Origin of the sequence: Bacillus daqingensis (genome assembly GCF_042654445.1) — a bacterium.
In the GTDB taxonomy this organism is placed as follows: domain Bacteria; phylum Bacillota; class Bacilli; order Bacillales; family Salisediminibacteriaceae; genus Alkalicoccus; species Alkalicoccus luteus.
Window position 1 is genome coordinate 216586 of record NZ_JBHSGK010000003.1, and the last position, 17822, is coordinate 234407.

Sequence of the window (17822 nt, forward strand, 5' to 3'; positions counted from 1 at the left end):
GTGAAAGAGCTGATTATGGTGGGATCAGGAGGACACAGCAAGGTAGTGAACGAGACAATTGCGCGGGAAGGAAACTATGCTGTTAAAGCTGTAGTGGATGATAAGTTCGAAGAAGTTGTGATGCGTAACGGACGGCTCTATATGCCTCTTATGACAGCAGCTTCCCTTCTGCAGCTGTTTCCAGAAGCCCGCTGGATCATTGCAGTCGGATCAAATGAAGCAAGAAGACGACTGAAAGAGAGGCTGCCGGTGCCTCAGACGAAATACGCTGTGATCATTGATCCTGCAGCTGTTGTAAGTCCGAGTGCAGTCATTGGCTTCGGGACCGTTGTATTTGCCAATGCCGTTATTCAGGCCTCCGCCAAAATCGGTGAGCATGTCATTATCAATACTTCCAGCATCATTGAGCATGATGCTTTTGTTGGAAGCTATGCCCATATTTCTCCGCAGGCAGTGCTGACAGGGGCAGCGACAGTGCTGGAGGGGGCCCATATCGGAGCAAACGCCAGTATTATTCCAGGTAAGACAGTTGGACAATGGTCCATTATAGGTGCAGGGTCGACCGTCATCAGATCGATACCTGGTTATATCACCGCAGCAGGATCACCTGCACAACGGATTCACAAAGGGGGGAAAGAAATTGAAGAACATACGGGCTGAACCCATTTATTTATCGCCTCCGCATCTCGGGGGTACGGAAGCAGATTATGTCGGGGAAGCATTTCGGGATAATTGGATCGCACCGGTTGGCCCTCATATCAAATCATTTGAGGAAGAAATGGCTGCATACTGCGGTATTAAAAGGGCAGTAGCACTCTCATCCGGAACCGCAGCTATTCATCTGGCGCTGCACGTACTCGGTATCGGTAAGGGAGACAGGGTTTACTGCTCGACGCTTACGTTCGTCGCAAGCGCAAACCCCATTTTATATCAGCAGGCCGAGCCGGTTTTCATCGATTCAGATTCGAAAACGTGGAACATGTCTCCGGAGGTGCTTGAACGGGCATTGAAATTTGATGCAGCAAGAGGAAAGCTCCCGAAAGCCTGTATAGTCGTTAACCTCTATGGGCAAAGCGCTGATATGAAGCCGATCATTCAGCTTTGCAGAAAATACGGCGTATATATCATTGAAGATGCAGCTGAATCACTTGGAGCTGTTTATCAATCATCATTTTCAGGGACACTCGGAGATATCGGAGTATTTTCATTTAATGGAAACAAAATTATTACGACGTCTGGAGGCGGGATGCTTGTTACGGAGCGAACAGACTGGGCAGATCAGGCAGTCTATCTTGCCACACAGGCCAAAGAAGCGGCCGAGCATTATGAACATACCCAATATGGCTATAACTATCGAATGAGTAACATCAGTGCAGGCATCGGAAGGGGACAGCTGAGAGTGCTGAACCGGAGAGTTAACGAAAAACGCACGGTATATCAGCGTTATGCTGAATCAGGCCTTCCGTTTTCCTATATGCCGGAAGCATCATATGGAAAAGCAACACGGTGGCTGACAGCGGCTCTGCTGCCAGAAAACGTGCTGCCTGTACCGTTTATACAAAAGCTTCGCGGCGAACGGATCGAGGCAAGACGTGTTTGGAAGCCGTTGCATATGCAGCCGCTCTTTAAGCATGCGGATTCTTTTTTACACGAAAGCAGCATCGCTGAAAAGCTGTTTCATAGAGGCATTTGTCTTCCGTCAGGGACGGCAATGACTGCTTCCATCCAACAGGAAGTGATCAGCATTATGGAGGAATATTTCCAGCAGTCCAATCCGCAGGAGGCGGTGGTTTTCTAAATCCAACCATAAAGAGGGTATGAACATGATTGGACAAAACATAACAAGGCTCCGTAAAACAAAGGGGATGACATTGACGGAGTTAGCAGAACAGGCAAATATATCAAAATCAAATCTTAGCAACATTGAAAGAGGCATTAATGAAAATCCATCGATTAAAGTACTTGAAAAGCTTGCAGAAGTTCTGGAAACGGATTTAATTACCCTTCTTGGCATTCAGCCGGAAAGCGGAAGAACAGATTTGCAGGAAAATCTGCTGGAAAGGATCCGGGATTTAAATGTGAGCGAAGACGATCTAAAAGAGTATGAGAAGGTATTGGAATTTATTATTTGGCAAAAAAAAAAGGACGGTCTTGAAGGGGGGATGACAGGATGACAAACATTGGCATTTCCGGAACAGGGTTTATAGCGACCGGACTATATAAAAGACTGCAGCAGGATGAAGAATTCACTGTTTCTGGAGTGTTAACCCGCCGCAGGACAGAGAATGTCACTCATATGAGTTCAGCAGTGCTCACAAACGACATCGCAGCGCTGACAGCTTCAGCAGACATCATTGTTGAATGCAGCGGAGATGTCCACCACGGGACGGAAGTAATTGAAGAAGCTCATCGTATGGGCCTTCCAGTAGTAACAATGAATGCAGAGCTTCAGGTTACAACAGGTTCACATTTTGCGAAAACGGGATACATCACAGAGGCAGAGGGTGACCAGCCTGGTAGTCTGGCTGCTTTACGAGAAAATGTTCTTGCCATGGGATTCAGACCGCTCGTATATGGAAATATAAAAGGATTTTTAAATATAAATCCTTCGAAGCAGGACATGCTTTACTGGGCAGACAAAAAGGGATTAAGGCTGTCAAAGGTCACATCCTTTACAGATGGAACAAAAGTGCAGATCGAGCAGGTGTTGACCGCCAATGGGCTGCAGGCAGACATTTTGCGGCAAGGGTTGACAGGTGAGACAGTGGAAGATGTAGAAACAGGCGGACAGTATTTGGCAGAACAAGTTACAGGAAGGCCGATCAGTGATTATGTTATCTGTGCGTCAGGTCCCCCTGGTGTCTTTATCACTGCTTCTCACGACAGTAACCAGACGGCGGCTTTGGACTATTTCAAGCTGGGGCCAGGGCCTAATTACACGCTGACGACCCCTTTTCACTTATGCCATCTTGAGATCGTGAAGACGCTTCGGCGTGTAAAGAATGGAGAGCCGCCGCTGCTGACAAACAGCACTGATCCTAAAATCAGTGCTGCGGCAATTGCAAAACGGCAGTTAGAGCCCGGAGAGATGATAGCGGAAGGATGCGGCAGCTTTGCTGTAAGAGGTGAAGCTGTAAAAACCAATCTTCACCCTGATCATATACCAATTGGGCTGATTAAAGACGCAGTTATTAAAAAGTCGGTAGCAGCTGGTGAGATTATCAGAATAACGGATTTGGAACTCCCTTCTTCCAGAGCGCTCTCTATTTGGAAGTCTATTCATGCTGCTTTAGAGGTGAGATAAATGAACAGGCAGGCAATCATTCATGTCACAGGCAGAATGAACATGGGTGGAACGGAAAAAATGCTGATGACGCTTCTCAGGATGCAGCCGCCGTGGAAAAGTATTTTTTTATCCTACGATAGAGCTGCCGGTGGGTTCGATCAGGAAATTCGTAGGCTTGGGGCGGAAGTCATGTCACTTAGCCATCCAAGGTCGTTTGCTGCACACTATCAGTTGTTTCGTAAAGTAAAGCCAGCAGCCGTTCATGCACACACGCTTTTTCAAAGCGGTGTTCCACTAGCTGCGGCAAAAGCAGCGGGGGTTCCCATTCGAATTGTACACGCTCACACGACAGCTGATCCTTCCGACAAAAAAGGAAGAAAAATCTACGAAAGACTGATGCGAGCATGTATTACAGCTTCTGCTACAGATTTTCTAGCCTGCAGCCAGTCAGCAGGAAACTATTTATTCGCTGGGAAGTCTTTTCACATCATGCCAAATCTGTTTAACCCGGAGCCATTTAAACGCCCTTCTGAAGCAGCAATACATGAACTTAAGCAAAGACATGGTTGGGACGATAAGCTGGTGATAGGAAGTGTAGGCAGATTGACGAAGGTGAAAAACCACAGTTTCATGCTGGATATATTAGCTGCTTTACTTCAACGGGGTGTCAATGCCGGTCTACTGATAGTAGGGGACGGGGATCAGCTTGAAATTTTGAAGCAGCGCGCTGAAGAAATGTCGCTTACACATGCGGTGACGTTTACTGGCGCAGTTGAAGAGCCATCCATCTATTATCATATGATGGATGTTTTTTTGATGCCATCTATCTTTGAGGGCTTGGGAATTGCGGCACTTGAGGCTCAGACTTCTTTCACGCCGGTACTGGGCTCACAGGCTCTTCAGCCGGAAGCTGATCTGGGAGGCGGCCTGCTTCACAGACTCCCGTTGAGTGAAGGGTCTGCTATTTGGGCAGAAAAAATATGTGAGTTGGCTAACCAAGAATATCTGCCAATTAGCAGGGCATTAACTTACTGGAATCAATCCGACATACTAGAAATGTATCAGGAGTTATACCAGTGGAAAGGAGATACTAGTGACAAAAGAGCTGCTCATCATATCATTTGATCTTGAGATAGGCGGAGTAGAAAAAAGCTTGTTATCGCTGCTGGATCACTTAAAAGAATCGCCATATAATATTTCTCTTTTTTTAATGAGTCATAGTGGTGATTTGGCAAATAAGGTGCCTGAACATGTTACTCTGCTCCAGGAAATACCTGAATACAAAACATTTAGACAGTCAATTAAGTCGGTATTGAAATCTAAACACTATCGACTGGCATCAGCAAGGATTTCTGCTAAATGGAAAGCTGGAATAGTAGGCAAGGTAAAAAAACTTGAAGAGCCTGGGTATCAACAGATGCAATTAATGTGGAAAAAATCAATAAGGTATTTACCAGATATACCTGGATCATATGATATGGTAATCAGCTATTTATGGCCGCATTTCGCTGCAAGTAAAGTTAAGGCCGGGAAAAGTGCTGCTTGGATACACACAGACTTTTCATCAGTTGAAGTAAATAAAAAAATAGATTTAGCAATGTGGAAGCAATTTAACTCCATAATAGCAATTTCAGATTCTGTTGCGAAAGCTTTTATAACTAATTACCCTGAGTTGGAAGATAGAACTGAAACAATAGAAAATGTGTTATCGCCTGAACGAATAAAAGATCTTGGCGGTGAAAGAAGCGAGGAAAAATCACAGGTTACCAAAATCGTAACGATCTCAAGATTGTCACATGCAAAAGGTATTGATACAGCAGTAAAGACAGCCGCTGAGTTAAAAAAACGGGGAACGATAACTTTTGAATGGACGGTAATTGGCTATGGCGGAGAAGAGTCAGCACTAAAATCGTTGATCACCGAATTTAATGTAGGGGATTGTTTTAAACTGGTAGGAAAGAAAATAAACCCTTATCCTGATTTGGCTAAAGCAGACATATATGTACAGCCATCTAGATATGAAGGTAAAGCTGTCACTGTTTTAGAGGCCCAAATAATGGAACTTCCAGTCATTATAACAAATTATCCAACAGCTTCGACTCAGGTGAAAGATGGGGTTGATGGCATTATTTCAGGTACGACCTGCATTGAACTTGCAAATGATATTGAAAAAATGGCGGGAGACACAGAGTTACAGGAAAAATTGCGTATAGGATGTCAAAATATTGATTTTTCAGCCACAAAACAAATGACACAGTTTCACAACTTAATCGGGGAGGAGGCGTGAATATGCTCGTTTCAGTCATTATTCCGGTTTATAACGTAGAGAAATATATAGCAGAATGTCTGAATTCAGTTATCAAACAAACGCATAAGGAACTTCAAATTATTATCGTAAATGATGGTTCGACAGACAACAGTAAAAAAATAGTTGATACATTTATTGATTCTCGCATCGTACTGATAGACCAAGTGAACGGCGGGCTATCTCACGCTAGAAACAGTGGCATTGAAAAAATAGAAGGAGTTTATGTCGTATTCGTTGATAGCGATGATTACCTTCATCCTGATTGTATAAAAAAAATGGTGCAAGCAGCTGAAACGAATCTCGCAGATATTGTTCAAACAAATTATTACTATATGTGGTCTTCAGGTCAAAAAGTTTTGGCAACTGGCTTAAAAGAAAATCAGAGCTGTTTAATGGGTAATCATCAAATGATAAAAGAATTAATTCACAATCAGTACATTAAAAATTTCGCATGGGGAAAGTTATACCGAGCTGATTTGATAAAAAACATAACATTTCCTGCAGGTAAATTATTTGAGGATGTGTTTTGGCAGCATCAAGTAATGCATCGCGCAAATCTGCTGCTTTATTTAAACGACCCATTATATTATTATCGCCAGCGAACAGGAAGCATTGTGAATACCTATACATTGAAACACCTTGATTATTTAGAAGGCCTGGAAGAACGAAGTAAATTTATGTACGAACATTATAACGAATTGTATCCGCTTCAGGCAGAAGAGACTGTAAAAATGCACCTTATTCATTATAAATTGGTTATAAAGAAAGTGTATCGAAAAGACTGGCGTATAGCGGCAAGGAAAATAAGAGCAACACTGAATTCTGAAAAACTTAAGTCAGTTCAAATTAATAATCAAGAGACGTTAAGCAGCAGACAGCTTTTCGATATCCATCCTAGTATCTATATAAGCGATCAAGCTTTAAAAGCCCTATTTAGAAGAATTGGCAAGCGGAATAATAATAGCTCACGTTCTGACGTGATAAATAGTGTGACCAGTAGATGAAGAAGGGGGGAGTAAAGTGAAACATAGACTGTTAGTCGTGATTGAAACATTAGAGTGCGCAGGTGCTGAAAAAAGTTTAATTTCATTTCTAAGCAATCTGGATTTTGATTACTACTCGGTGGACCTGCAATTATTTCGGCATGGAGGTGCTCTTCAACAATATGTTCCGAAACAAGTGAACATTCTGTCGGAATTCGATTATATCAAAGCTTGTAAGAAGAGCTTTAGCTGGAGACCAGATTACGCTGCAAGCAGAATGATATATTCTCTTCTAATAAGAAAACGGGGAGGATCAAATAAACGCAATGCCAGATATCATTGGCTGACAAGTAAAAATAGATTTCCGGTTTCAGAAAACGTTTATGATACCGCAGTTGCTTATTCGCACGGTCTTCCGACCTTTTATGTAGCTGAAAAAGTAGTGGCTAATAAGAAAATTGCTTGGGTTAACGCAATATTTAATGTAGATGAAAGTGAGCAGCTTTTCTTACAGCCTATTTACAAAAAGTTCGATCAGGTCGTGGGAGTTTCAGAGGAAGTTAAAAAGTCTTTTTTACAAAATCAATTATTTCAATGTATAAATGTCAACGTATTTCAAGACATTGTTGATGTCGAAATGGTTAGAAAACTGGCTCAAGCTTCCGCTGCCTTTCAACGGCATGAAGATTTACAGCTTATTACGTTAGGTCGTTTAGCTAAACATAAAGGGTTCGACAGACTGCTGCAGACAGCTGCAATTTTGAAGGACCGAGGCGTACGGTTTCACTGGCTAGTATTAGGCGACGGTCCGTTACGTAACGAGCTTGTACACCAATTAACTCAACTGAAGTTACACAATCTTGTTGAATTTGCAGGAGTTAAAGTGAACCCTTACCCTTATCTAATACAAAGCGATATATATGTACAAACATCCGATGTCGAAGGATACGGGTTAGCGATTGCAGAAGCTAGAACACTAGGGGTTCCGCTTGTCACAACTCCTTTTTCAGCCGTCGGCCAGCAAATTATTCATCAAAAAAACGGAATAGTATCGACATTCGAACCTGAGCAACTAGCGGAAGATATATTGTTTCTTTATAAAAATCAATCGCTCTACAAAAAGATTAGCGCCTATCAGCGGGCTGAGCTGATAGGTAAATCGAAACGTTATTCCGATACAAAGAAGATATTGTTAGCCCCCACTGAAACGGAGGAAAGTTCTCATGAAAAAAAGAATCCTCTTTGTGTTAATTAGTATGAATATGGGAGGCACAGAAAAGTCATTGCTTCATTTAATGAAAAAAAATCAGATGGAAGGACATTATGTTTCTGTCCTGCTTTTAAAGAAAGAAGGGGCGTTATTATCAGAAATTCCTAAAGGAGTGACAGTCATCACGTTCAATGATGCAGCATTGGCAGAAGCGATTCTTGATGGCTTTGATGTGCATAAAATGAAACAGCATTTTATTAATCGTCATTTCGCTAAAGCGTTTCGAACTGCATGGATGACAATTCTGCAGAAAATGAAGCTTTATTCTCTCATGTATGTGTTGCTTACACGAAAAATAAAATCGTTACCGACAGTATACGATGAAGCTCATGCATACGCTGGTCCTATGTATTTTATAAGCTGGTTTGTACAGCATAAAACAATCGCAAGCAATAAATTCCAATGGAATCATTTTGATGTTCGTCAACTCCATTTACATGTAGCTTCGTTTGAGCGTATTTTTAACAAGTTCGACTTTGTATATTCTGTTTCCAGTGAAGCAGGAGCATCCTTACAAGAGGTTATGCCATCTCTTAAAAATCATAAAGTCAACGTTAACGAGATCAATAAAGCAGAAATAAACTCTCTGTCTTTGCAGCGACCTGTCTTTAAATCGCCTTTTCAATTAACACTAGTAACTACTGGGCGGCTCACACCGGAAAAGGGAGCTGATCTCGCGATTGATACATTGAAGATCTTAAAAATGAATAACGTAAAGGCAGGCTGGATTTGGGTGGGAGACGGTGTATTAAAACCTCAAATTATGAAGAGAATTAAGGCAGAGGGACTTGAACAAGAATTTATTCTTACTGGTGAACTCATAAACCCTTACTCCATAATGATACAAGCGGATATATACATCCAACCTTCTGTACATGAAGGTTTTTGCTTAACTATCGCAGAAGCCAAGGCATTGAATCTGCCAATTATCGCTGTAGAAAACAATGGAAGCAGATCGCAATTGACTAACAAAATCGGTGAAAGATTAGTTTCATTCTCAAGTAAGGAGCTGGCTGAAGCCGTTATAGAACATACTAGATGTACTAAAGAGTTGCCTCCTTATAACGAATTCACGAACGTATTGACATAGATAAGCTAGAAAGGAGCTTCTCATGCGAGATTCTTTTTCAAAGTTAGCATTCATTCTTGATCAACGAGCAAAGAAAAAAATGGCTTTATTGCTTTTATTGATGGTTGGGGCAGCTGTACTGGAAACAGTTGGTGTAGGTCTGATGCTACCATTTGTAACAATCATTACAGACCCGCAAATCATTGAGTCAAATTCCATATTAAATAATCTCTATGAGACACTCGGCTTTACAGCTCACAGTCAATTCATTATCGCTGCATCAATTGCTTTAGTATCAGTTTTTATGTTAAAAAACCTATATTTGACTGGTTATAATTATGTGCAATTTCGCATAATCTTAAATCAGCAAGTCAATATTTCACAAAAGCTGCTAAGATCTTATTTGGAAAAACCATATCAATTTCATATTGATAAAAATAGTTCAGAGCTTCTTCGTAATATAAACAGCGAAGTACCAAAGCTATTTCAAGGCGTTGTATTGGCTTCCATGCAGCTGATCACTGAATTAATGGTCATCTTTTTTATTCTTTGTCTCCTTCTTTATACATCTTCAGCTGCCACTATTACGGCAGGAGCAGTATTAGGTCTAAGTATTTTTACTTTCTTTAAAGTGTTCCGAAATAAGATAGGAAGTTTGGGGATCGAGAACCAACATGTCTTCGGCAACATGATTAAAGCAGTAAATGAGAGTCTCGGAGCGGCTAAGATGATTAAGTTAATGGGAAAGGAAACTCATTTTGTGAACAGATTTACAGGATTCAGCCAACGTAATGCGAAGAACGATACGTATTTAAAAATGCTGGAAAACACACCAAGGTTTTTCATCGAAACTTTATTAGTAATTACTATTATTATTACAATGCTATTGTTGATTGCACAGGGTGTATCTACCAGTGAATTAATTGCCACAATGGCATTATTTGCAATGGCTGCATTCAGACTAATGCCTTCTATTACAAGGGTAATGGCACTAACAACACAAATCCGTTATAACAGACCGGCATTAAACGTAGTAGCGCATGATTTAACTATGCTTCATAGTGATGCAGATTTTGTTGCAAAAAAGGAGATAAAGCCCTTTAGTTTAACAGGGGCAATTGATGTTCAGAATATTACATTTAGTTATCCTGAGCAATCGACGCCAGCGCTGAAAAATGTAAGTTTAACGATTCCAGCAAGATCATCAATTGCTTTAATAGGGCATTCAGGATCAGGGAAATCTACTTTAATGGATTGCTTGTTAGGTTTATTAGAACCAAACAGCGGAAAAATAATGGTCGACGGGAACGATATTAATAAAAACAAGCAAGCCTGGCAAACATCTATTGGGTATATTCCACAAACAATTTATTTAATGGACGATACGATCACAAATAATATTGCATTGGGTGAAACTGACAGCCCTGAAGTAAAAAGAAAAGCAATGCTGGCACTTAATAAGGCTAGATTATTGGATTTTGTGAATGCGCTACCTAACGGCATGGAAACCAATATTGGAGAAGGAGGAGCGAAACTATCAGGGGGACAAAGGCAGCGTTTAGGGATTGCGAGAGCCTTGTACCATGACCCTGACATAATCTTTATGGATGAAGCAACTTCCGCCCTTGATAATCAAACAGAAGCAGAGATCATGCAAAGTATTAACGAATTGAAATTGGAGAAAACGATCATTATCATCGCACACCGTTTATCGACAATCGAGCAATGTGATGAAGTCTACAAGTTAAATAACGGTGTTCTTGAATCAATAAACAACAGTGCAGGTACAGGTTAGCAGAAAGGAGGCAATTGTGAATCCATTAGTATCAGTAGGCGTAGCAGTATACAATGCAGAGGCTACAATTGTGGAATGTTTAAAGTCTATTCTGAATCAATCATATTATAACTTAGAGATCATTATAATTGATGATGGATCTACGGATCGATCGCTTGATTTAATTACTGAGATGGCCAGATGTGACAACAGAATATTCACTAAGTCTCAATCTAACCAAGGATTGTCAAAGGTGAGACAGCTTTTGATTCAAGAAGCTACCGGCTCCTATATTACCTTTGTTGATCACGATGACATTGTGTCTTGTACATTTGTCGAAACATTAGTTTCTCAGACTATTGAACATGATGCTGATTTGGCTGTTTGTGAAACAAAACCTTTTTACAAATCTATTGAAATGAATGAATTATATCAGATAGCTGATTCTCCAAGATGTCTTGAAAGTGGAGAAGCATTAAAACAATATATGTCTGGAGAATTAGGTGGATATGTGCTGTATGGGAAGTTATTTAAGACCACCATTCTATCAAAAATTGCTTTCCCCGCAGGAGATTATCAAGATGCGATCACTATGCCTGAAATCCTTCATCGTGCTAATAAAATAATCTATATCCCAAAAGTGCTGCACTATAATAGGGTACATGAAAATAGCGTAACGGCAAACATAGAAGCAAATTTAATTAAACGATTACAGATAAAAAATATTTACTTTCATAACGTAGAACTATTTAAACAATATTATCCCTATTTGCTTGATGAATTGGAACTACACTACTTTAATTCATTATTTGGAATTGTTAATGAAGCTATCATGAAAGATAGAAATTCCGTTTTGGAAAAAGAGTTGAGGTTTTTATTGAAAAACAGTTTACCAATAATCATCCGTCATCCTTCATTTGCACTAAAAAGGAAACTGTTGATAGTAGCGTATTGTGTGAAGCCGAAGTTGGCCACCTCCATTGGAAGTCCATTTTTTAGGGGGAAATTAACATGAAGGTGCTCATAACTGGAGGAGCAGGTTATATCGGGAGTCACACGGCAGTTGAGCTTATTGAAGCAGGCTGTCGTATTGTTATTGCGGATAACTTTAGTAACAGTAGTCTGGTAGCAGTAAAGCGAATCCGTTCAATCACTGAAACGGAGGTTCCCTGCTATTTTGCGGATCTTCGCAGAGAAGAAACCGTCACGAGAATATTTCGCAATGAGCGTCCAGACGCAGTTATTCATTTTGCTGGATTAAAGGCTGTGGGAGAATCCAACGAGCATCCAGTTGCCTATTATGATCATAATCTTGGATCCATGATTCAAATACTGAAAGCAATGCGCACCTATAACTGCCGTAATCTCGTTTATTCTTCATCTGCGACCGTTTACGGAGGTGAGGCAGAAATGCCGGTAATGGAAGACGCAGCGCTTCAGACCACAAACCCGTATGGACGAACTAAAAAAATGATCGAAGAAATGCTGATGGATACGTCCGGTGCATATCCGGAAATGTGCATCACAGCCCTTCGCTACTTCAATCCAATCGGTGCCCATAGAAGTGGATTAATCGGAGAAGATCCGCTGGGAATACCGAATAATATAGCTCCATTTATTACTCAAGTTGCTGCAGGGAGACGCGGATATTTGCAGATTTTCGGGAACGACTACGAGACTGCAGATGGAACCGGTATCCGGGATTATGTTCATGTAACGGATTTAGCGAAAGGACACATTGCAGCAATTAACAAAGGGGCAGGACGGAACGGCTATCATGTTTACAATCTTGGCACCGGTTATGGTACGAGTGTGTTGGAACTTGTTCATATGTTCCGCCTCGTATCGGGCAAAAGAATACCATATGTAATAACACCTCGTCGTCCAGGGGACGCAGCAGTCAGTTTCGCCGATACGAGTAAAGCAGAGCGAGAGCTTGGATGGAAAGCGGAACTAAGCTTGGAGGATATGTGCCGTGATAGCTGGAACTGGCAGCAGAAAAACCCTGCAGGTTATCGAAGCGAAATGATTATGGAGGTGGAAACATTATGAAAGGAATTATACTCGCAGGCGGGAAAGGAACCCGGCTTTATCCGCTGACAAAGTCAATGTCCAAGCAGCTGCTTCCGGTTTATGATAAGCCAATGATTTACTACCCGCTTTCTGTTTTAATGCTGGCAGGTATTAAAGAAATCCTAATTATATCAACAGAAGAAGATACGCCGAGATTCTCACAGCTTTTAGGAAGCGGTGAAGATCTCGGCATTTCTATTTCTTACGCAGTTCAGAAGGAAGCAAAGGGATTAGCAGACGCCTTTTTGGTCGGGGAAGATTTCATAGGTTCAGAAGATGTTGCGCTGATTCTTGGAGACAACATTTTCTACGGTCACGAGTTTACCCAGCATTTAATAAAAGTCAGAAAGTCAAATCGTGGAGCTACAGTGTTCGGATACAATGTTAAAGATCCTGAACGATTTGGTGTAGTGGAGTTCAACGATTATGGTGATGTACTGTCGGTAGAAGAAAAGCCGCAGCAGCCTAAATCCAGCTATGCAATCACGGGCCTCTACTTTTTTGACAGCAGAGTGGTTCAATTTGCAAAAAAGGTCGCTCCATCGGCAAGAGGCGAAGTTGAAATTACAGACGTGCTGGATCAGTATCTAAAAGCAGGTGACCTACGAGTTGAACTGCTTGGGCGGGGGTTTGCATGGCTTGATACTGGCACGCACGAATCACTTCTGGAAGCCTCTCAATTTATCGAAATTATCGAAAAAAGGCAAAGTTTGAAAGTTGCTTGCCTAGAAGAAATTGCCTATATCAAAGGATATATAACGAAAACGGAACTGCTGGAATTGGCGGTGCCCCTTCGTAAAACAGATTATGGAAAGTACTTGCAACGAATCGCCGAAATAGATTCACCACATATGCCTAAGCTTACCGTTATTTAAGAGAGGAGATAACTATGAACATTCTAGTCACCGGGGGAGCCGGATTTATCGGCAGACATCTTGTAAAGCGATTAGAACGAAATCATACAGTCGTAAATTTGGATAAGCTGACGTATGCAGGAGATATTCAGGCATTTGCTTATCAGCAGCATCCTGTTAAAGCAGACATCTGCGACGCAAAATCCGTCCGCTTTATACTTCATCAATATCAGATCGAAGCTGTTGTTCATGCAGCAGCAGAGAGCCATGTGGATCGCAGCATAGCAGGCCCACTTGCATTTACGGAAACAAACGTAACGGGCACTCATATTTTACTTGAAGAAGCCCGGAAAGCCGGGATTACGAGATTTGTGCAAGTATCTACGGATGAAGTATACGGAAGTCTCGGACCATCTGGAACTTTCAATGAACAGTCTCCTGTCCAGCCAAGCAGTCCTTATTCAGCCAGTAAAGCAGCTTCTGATATGTTGGCGCTGGCTTACGAGAATACGTATGGAATGAACGTCATGGTGACTCGCTGTTCCAATAACTACGGACCTTATCAGTTTCCAGAAAAACTGATACCAAGAATGATCAGCTGTGCGCTTTATAATCAATCTCTTCCTGTTTACGGTGATGGATTAAATATCCGTGACTGGCTGCATGTTAATGATCACTGTCGCGCTATAGAGCTTGTTCTCATAAATGGTATTTCCGGGAACGTTTACAACATTGGGGGATCTTCCGAAATGACAAATCTGGAAATCGTTTCGGCGATCTTAAGAGAGCTTGACAAACCAGAATCTCTTATTTCATTCGTGCCAGACAGATTAGGTCATGACAGGCGTTATGCAGTTGACGCTTCGAAAATAAAGAGAGAGCTTGGGTGGCAGCCGTCCCATACTATCAGCAGCGGACTTAAAGAAACAATTACCTGGTACAAAAATAATCGCAGCTGGTGGGAACCAAAACGCCAGGACCGACTTAGAAAGGTGGGTACTGCATGAAAAAGACAGCGTTGTGTGTAGAAGGGAGCTTCATGCTTGAACCTGCTTGCTATGCAGACCACCGAGGGTATTTCATGGAAACATTCAGACAGTCTCACTTTATAGAATCGGGCATTACGAAGCCATTTGTACAGGAGAATCAATCGTTTTCCGCGTCCCCCGGCACACTGAGAGGAATTCATTATCAACTGCCTCCCTATGAACAAGCAAAATTAGTCCGCTGTATTCAAGGGGGAATTTATGATGTCGTAGTGGATCTCCGTAAAGATTCGCCGACATTTTTGCAGCATGCAGCTGTTGAACTGTCTTCTGCAAATCGAAGACAGCTTTACGTTCCAGCCGGGTGCGGCCACGCCTTCATGACACTTGTACCCGATACGGAAGTATTATACAAAACGGACGCCTATTACGCACCAGAATGCGAAGCCGGCGTGCATTGGGCGGATAATCAGATTCAGATCAGCTGGCCGGAGCTGCACCCTGTCCTATCTGAAAAGGATAAACGGCTGCCCGTCTTTCAATTTGCGAAGCTCCCTGGAATCAAAGGAGGGGTTAACTATGGGGAAAAGGTTCGTTGACGTCACCGTTGCTCTTTTTTTACTCGTGATATTAAGTCCGGTCTTAGGTGTTACGGCTTTTATGATCAAAAAATCAATGGGAGGACCAGTGTTTTTTAAGCAGCTTCGGCCGGGTTTACACGAAGAATTATTTTTTCTCTACAAATTTCGTACGATGACTGATGAAACCGACGCCCTTGGAAGACTGCTGCCGGATGACAGGCGTCTGACGAAGGTGGGGGCCTTGATCAGGCGGTGGAGCCTGGATGAGCTCCCACAGCTTTGGAATGTGCTGAAAGGAGAGCTGAGCCTTGTTGGCCCAAGACCCCTGCTCGTTGAGTATCTGAATGAATATACAGATGAGCAGCGTCTCCGTCATACAGTAAAACCAGGTATTACCGGACTAGCACAAATTAATGGACGCAATAATTTGTCATGGGAAGATAAGTTCAGATTTGATGTAACGTATGCCTCAACGCATTCATTGGTATTAGATCTAAAAATATTATGGCTGACGTTAATTAAGGTACTGAAACGTGAAGGGATTGATCAAGAAGGAGGGGTTCAAAAATTTAAACGTGCAAAAGAGGCGTAAGCAGGACGGTAGGTGAATTGCATGAAAATAGCCGTAATAGCAGCGGCTGCTGCAGGTATTATGATTGGAATCAGCCTGTATTGGCACAGTAATGTAAGTATTCAGGTAGCGAGTAAAACAGTTTATATAGAAGACTTGCCTGAAGCGTTTGAAGGATTTACCATTCTTCAAATCACTGATTTACATGAGCAGACATTTGGAGCAAGGCAGGAAAAGCTTTTGGACGTGATTAACAAGCTAAATTATGATATGCCGGTATTTACTGGCGATCTTCTCGATCATGAATTCAGCACCAATACACAGCCGGTATATGACATGATTGATGGGATGAATAACCTGGATGATGCTTTGTTTGTAGGGGGAAATACAGATCCGGATGCATTTTTACCTGTTTATGAACGTGATGGCACGAAAAATATGCTGGTGGAGGGACTGGCTGATCGGGGTGTTCGTTTGCTTGATTCTGTTTATACAATTGAACGGGAAGGCGAAACCATAATCGCTGCGGATTTCGATATGCTGCTTCGCAATGGAACATCGAATCGAACGGGGCCGCAAAGTGATTATGTAGCTGCTCTTGATCAAAAAACGAGCGAAGCACCGTTAAATGAATCAGTTGTATTGTCCATTTATCACTATCCGCTTCCAGATATAAGACTTGATATGTACGAAGAAGATCCATCAATTCAACTGCCGCAGATAGATTTACACATTGCCGGTCACTATCACGGAGGGGAAATACGAGTTCCGTTTTACGGAGCGTTGTTAGTTCCGGAAGCATACTATAGCCGTTTCGGATTATTTCCGCCACAGGATAGAGTAAAAGGACTTTGGGAATACAACAATATACAGCAGTATGTCAGCACTGGTCTGGGCTCCAGCGGCTTTTTGAATACGAGACTTTTTAATCCACCTGAAATAAACCTTATCACGCTTCAAAAGGAGCACGATTAATATGAAAGAAGACTTAGTTTCCGTTATTTTGCCTGTTTATAATGGGAGTAAATATATAAAACAGGCAGTAAATAGTGTGTTAAATCAATCTTATCAGCATATAGAACTCATTGTTGTTAATGATGGGTCCACAGACTGCACACTTGAAATAATAAACAGTTTAAAAATAAAAGATAATAGAATTCGAGTTTTTACACGAGAAAACGCAGGTGTATCAGCATCCAGAAACTTTGGAGTTTCGCAGGCAAAAGGAGATTATATAGCATTTTTAGACCATGATGATAAAATGCACACAAAAATGATTGAGCAACTTTTGTATACTGTTATACACTACAACCATCCAATCGCTGCTTGCAATATTACGAAAGTAAATAATTTAGAAACGATTGATATCGATAACTTCGCATTAGCCCCGGTTTTATTCCTATCAAAAGCAGAAGCGCTCTATAAGCTGTATAGTGATGATCCGCTCCCAATTGCCGTGTGCTGGAACAAAATATACAAGCTGAATCTTATTGAAAAAATAAAATTCCCGGAAGGTTTGAAGTTTGAAGATGAGTACATTGCTCATAAAGTAGTTGATGAAGCGGAAGGCATTTATTTTATTGATTTACCACTAGTTTATTATAATCAGCATGAAGAAAGCTTTATGAAACAAGAATTTAGTGAAAAGAAATTGGATATTTTCAAAGCTTATGAAGATCGTTTAGCTTATTTTCAAAATAACGATTTCCCAAAACTTGCCCGGATACACAGTGCGCTTATGCTTTATATGCATATTTTATATTTTCAACAGGCCGATGCATGCAACAAAAGATCGATTCATCGTAACTTCAAGGATGTCTATAAACGAACGAATAACTATTTGTCGATAAGACAAAAGTTAGAACTGAAAAGTTTCTATGTAAACCCGCTCTTGCATCAAACTTATGGAAAAGCCACTTCTTTTCTATCAAAATTAAAGAATTGATCAGAAGTTTATTTTCAAGTGTTTTATCCAGATTTGAACAACACGTAATTATCAACGAAAATCTAATTTCCAGTTTAAAGCATAATATTCAAGGGAATAATGTTAAAAAAGGGTTGGAGGTG

At 41.3% G+C, this 17822-nt stretch carries 18 protein-coding genes; all 18 read left to right on the forward strand.

The annotated features are described in order from the left end of the window. Genes ACFO4L_RS02325 through ACFO4L_RS02410 form a run of 18 tightly spaced genes read left to right on the forward strand, consistent with a single transcriptional unit; the run spans position 1 to position 17700 of the window. Positions 1-660, forward strand: a complete 660-nt coding sequence (locus ACFO4L_RS02325) for an acetyltransferase (protein WP_377908035.1) — start codon at positions 1-3, stop codon at positions 658-660. Beyond that, the gene (locus ACFO4L_RS02330) at positions 641-1798 is read left to right on the forward strand and encodes an aminotransferase class I/II-fold pyridoxal phosphate-dependent enzyme (RefSeq protein ID WP_377908036.1); all 1158 of its coding nucleotides are present in this window, start codon (positions 641-643) and stop codon (positions 1796-1798) included. The genes ACFO4L_RS02325 and ACFO4L_RS02330 overlap by 20 nt, the downstream gene beginning before the upstream one ends. Before the next feature lie 25 nt (positions 1799-1823). Beyond that, a complete protein-coding gene (locus tag ACFO4L_RS02335) occupies positions 1824-2174 on the forward strand; it encodes a helix-turn-helix domain-containing protein (RefSeq protein ID WP_377908037.1) in 351 nt (116 codons plus the stop codon). Beyond that, positions 2171-3304, forward strand: coding sequence for an SAF domain-containing protein (locus tag ACFO4L_RS02340; RefSeq protein WP_377908038.1), 1134 nt, complete (start codon positions 2171-2173; stop codon positions 3302-3304). The genes ACFO4L_RS02335 and ACFO4L_RS02340 overlap by 4 nt, the downstream gene beginning before the upstream one ends. A 60-nt stretch (positions 3305-3364) precedes the next feature. Further along, positions 3365-4411 (forward strand): glycosyltransferase, encoded by a 1047-nt coding sequence (locus ACFO4L_RS02345; RefSeq protein WP_377908039.1) that lies wholly within the window; start codon positions 3365-3367, stop codon positions 4409-4411. After that, positions 4380-5573 carry a glycosyltransferase gene (locus ACFO4L_RS02350; protein ID WP_377908040.1) on the forward strand — a complete coding sequence of 398 codons (1194 nt, stop codon included), beginning with the start codon at positions 4380-4382 and terminating at the stop codon, positions 5571-5573. Before ACFO4L_RS02345 ends, ACFO4L_RS02350 begins: the two co-directional genes overlap by 32 nt. A gap of 2 nt (positions 5574-5575) precedes the next feature. Then, positions 5576-6598, forward strand: coding sequence for a glycosyltransferase family 2 protein (locus ACFO4L_RS02355; protein WP_377908041.1), 1023 nt, complete (start codon positions 5576-5578; stop codon positions 6596-6598). 16 nt (positions 6599-6614) lie between these two features. Then, on the forward strand, positions 6615-7832 hold the full coding sequence (locus tag ACFO4L_RS02360; RefSeq protein ID WP_377908042.1) for a glycosyltransferase: 1218 nt from the start codon (positions 6615-6617) through the stop codon (positions 7830-7832). Then, positions 7801-8937, forward strand: coding sequence for a glycosyltransferase (locus ACFO4L_RS02365; RefSeq protein WP_377908043.1), 1137 nt, complete (start codon positions 7801-7803; stop codon positions 8935-8937). The genes ACFO4L_RS02360 and ACFO4L_RS02365 overlap by 32 nt, the downstream gene beginning before the upstream one ends. Before the next feature lie 22 nt (positions 8938-8959). Further along, positions 8960-10711, forward strand: a complete 1752-nt coding sequence (locus ACFO4L_RS02370) for an ABC transporter ATP-binding protein (protein WP_377908044.1) — start codon at positions 8960-8962, stop codon at positions 10709-10711. Positions 10712-10727: 16 nt separating this feature from the next. Beyond that, a complete protein-coding gene (locus ACFO4L_RS02375) occupies positions 10728-11705 on the forward strand; it encodes a glycosyltransferase family 2 protein (RefSeq protein WP_377908045.1) in 978 nt (325 codons plus the stop codon). Next, complete coding sequence (galE, locus tag ACFO4L_RS02380; RefSeq protein ID WP_377908046.1) at positions 11702-12742, forward strand: UDP-glucose 4-epimerase GalE; 1041 nt, start codon at positions 11702-11704, stop codon at positions 12740-12742. The genes ACFO4L_RS02375 and galE overlap by 4 nt, the downstream gene beginning before the upstream one ends. Further along, positions 12739-13638, forward strand: coding sequence for a glucose-1-phosphate thymidylyltransferase RfbA (gene rfbA / locus ACFO4L_RS02385; protein WP_377908047.1), 900 nt, complete (start codon positions 12739-12741; stop codon positions 13636-13638). Before galE ends, rfbA begins: the two co-directional genes overlap by 4 nt. A 14-nt stretch (positions 13639-13652) precedes the next feature. Beyond that, positions 13653-14624 (forward strand): dTDP-glucose 4,6-dehydratase, encoded by a 972-nt coding sequence (gene rfbB / locus ACFO4L_RS02390; RefSeq protein WP_377908048.1) that lies wholly within the window; start codon positions 13653-13655, stop codon positions 14622-14624. Continuing rightward, on the forward strand, positions 14621-15202 hold the full coding sequence (gene rfbC, locus ACFO4L_RS02395; RefSeq protein WP_377908049.1) for a dTDP-4-dehydrorhamnose 3,5-epimerase: 582 nt from the start codon (positions 14621-14623) through the stop codon (positions 15200-15202). The genes rfbB and rfbC overlap by 4 nt, the downstream gene beginning before the upstream one ends. After that, positions 15183-15776, forward strand: a complete 594-nt coding sequence (locus ACFO4L_RS02400) for a sugar transferase (protein ID WP_377908050.1) — start codon at positions 15183-15185, stop codon at positions 15774-15776. The genes rfbC and ACFO4L_RS02400 overlap by 20 nt, the downstream gene beginning before the upstream one ends. Positions 15777-15797: 21 nt before the next feature. Beyond that, positions 15798-16730: a metallophosphoesterase gene (locus ACFO4L_RS02405; protein WP_377908051.1), complete on the forward strand. Its 933-nt coding sequence runs from the start codon at positions 15798-15800 to the stop codon at positions 16728-16730. Position 16731: 1 nt separating this feature from the next. Further along, entirely contained in the window at positions 16732-17700 is a 969-nt protein-coding gene (locus ACFO4L_RS02410; protein ID WP_377908052.1) for a glycosyltransferase family 2 protein, read from the forward strand. The last annotated feature ends 122 nt before the right edge of the window (positions 17701-17822 follow it).

Coding starts and splice junctions, on each gene's coding strand:
- ACFO4L_RS02405 (WP_377908051.1), top strand. CDS start 15,798: ATGAAAATAGCCGTAATAGCAGCGGCTGCTGCAGGTATTATGATTGGA.
- rfbB (WP_377908048.1), top strand. CDS start 13,653: ATGAACATTCTAGTCACCGGGGGAGCCGGATTTATCGGCAGACATCTT.
- ACFO4L_RS02345 (WP_377908039.1), top strand. CDS start 3,365: ATGCTGATGACGCTTCTCAGGATGCAGCCGCCGTGGAAAAGTATTTTT.
- ACFO4L_RS02340 (WP_377908038.1), top strand. CDS start 2,171: ATGACAAACATTGGCATTTCCGGAACAGGGTTTATAGCGACCGGACTA.
- ACFO4L_RS02335 (WP_377908037.1), top strand. CDS start 1,824: ATGATTGGACAAAACATAACAAGGCTCCGTAAAACAAAGGGGATGACA.
- galE (WP_377908046.1), top strand. CDS start 11,702: ATGAAGGTGCTCATAACTGGAGGAGCAGGTTATATCGGGAGTCACACG.
- ACFO4L_RS02355 (WP_377908041.1), top strand. CDS start 5,576: ATGCTCGTTTCAGTCATTATTCCGGTTTATAACGTAGAGAAATATATA.
- ACFO4L_RS02370 (WP_377908044.1), top strand. CDS start 8,960: ATGCGAGATTCTTTTTCAAAGTTAGCATTCATTCTTGATCAACGAGCA.
- rfbC (WP_377908049.1), top strand. CDS start 14,621: ATGAAAAAGACAGCGTTGTGTGTAGAAGGGAGCTTCATGCTTGAACCT.
- ACFO4L_RS02400 (WP_377908050.1), top strand. CDS start 15,183: ATGGGGAAAAGGTTCGTTGACGTCACCGTTGCTCTTTTTTTACTCGTG.
- ACFO4L_RS02410 (WP_377908052.1), top strand. CDS start 16,732: ATGAAAGAAGACTTAGTTTCCGTTATTTTGCCTGTTTATAATGGGAGT.
- ACFO4L_RS02365 (WP_377908043.1), top strand. CDS start 7,801: ATGAAAAAAAGAATCCTCTTTGTGTTAATTAGTATGAATATGGGAGGC.
- rfbA (WP_377908047.1), top strand. CDS start 12,739: ATGAAAGGAATTATACTCGCAGGCGGGAAAGGAACCCGGCTTTATCCG.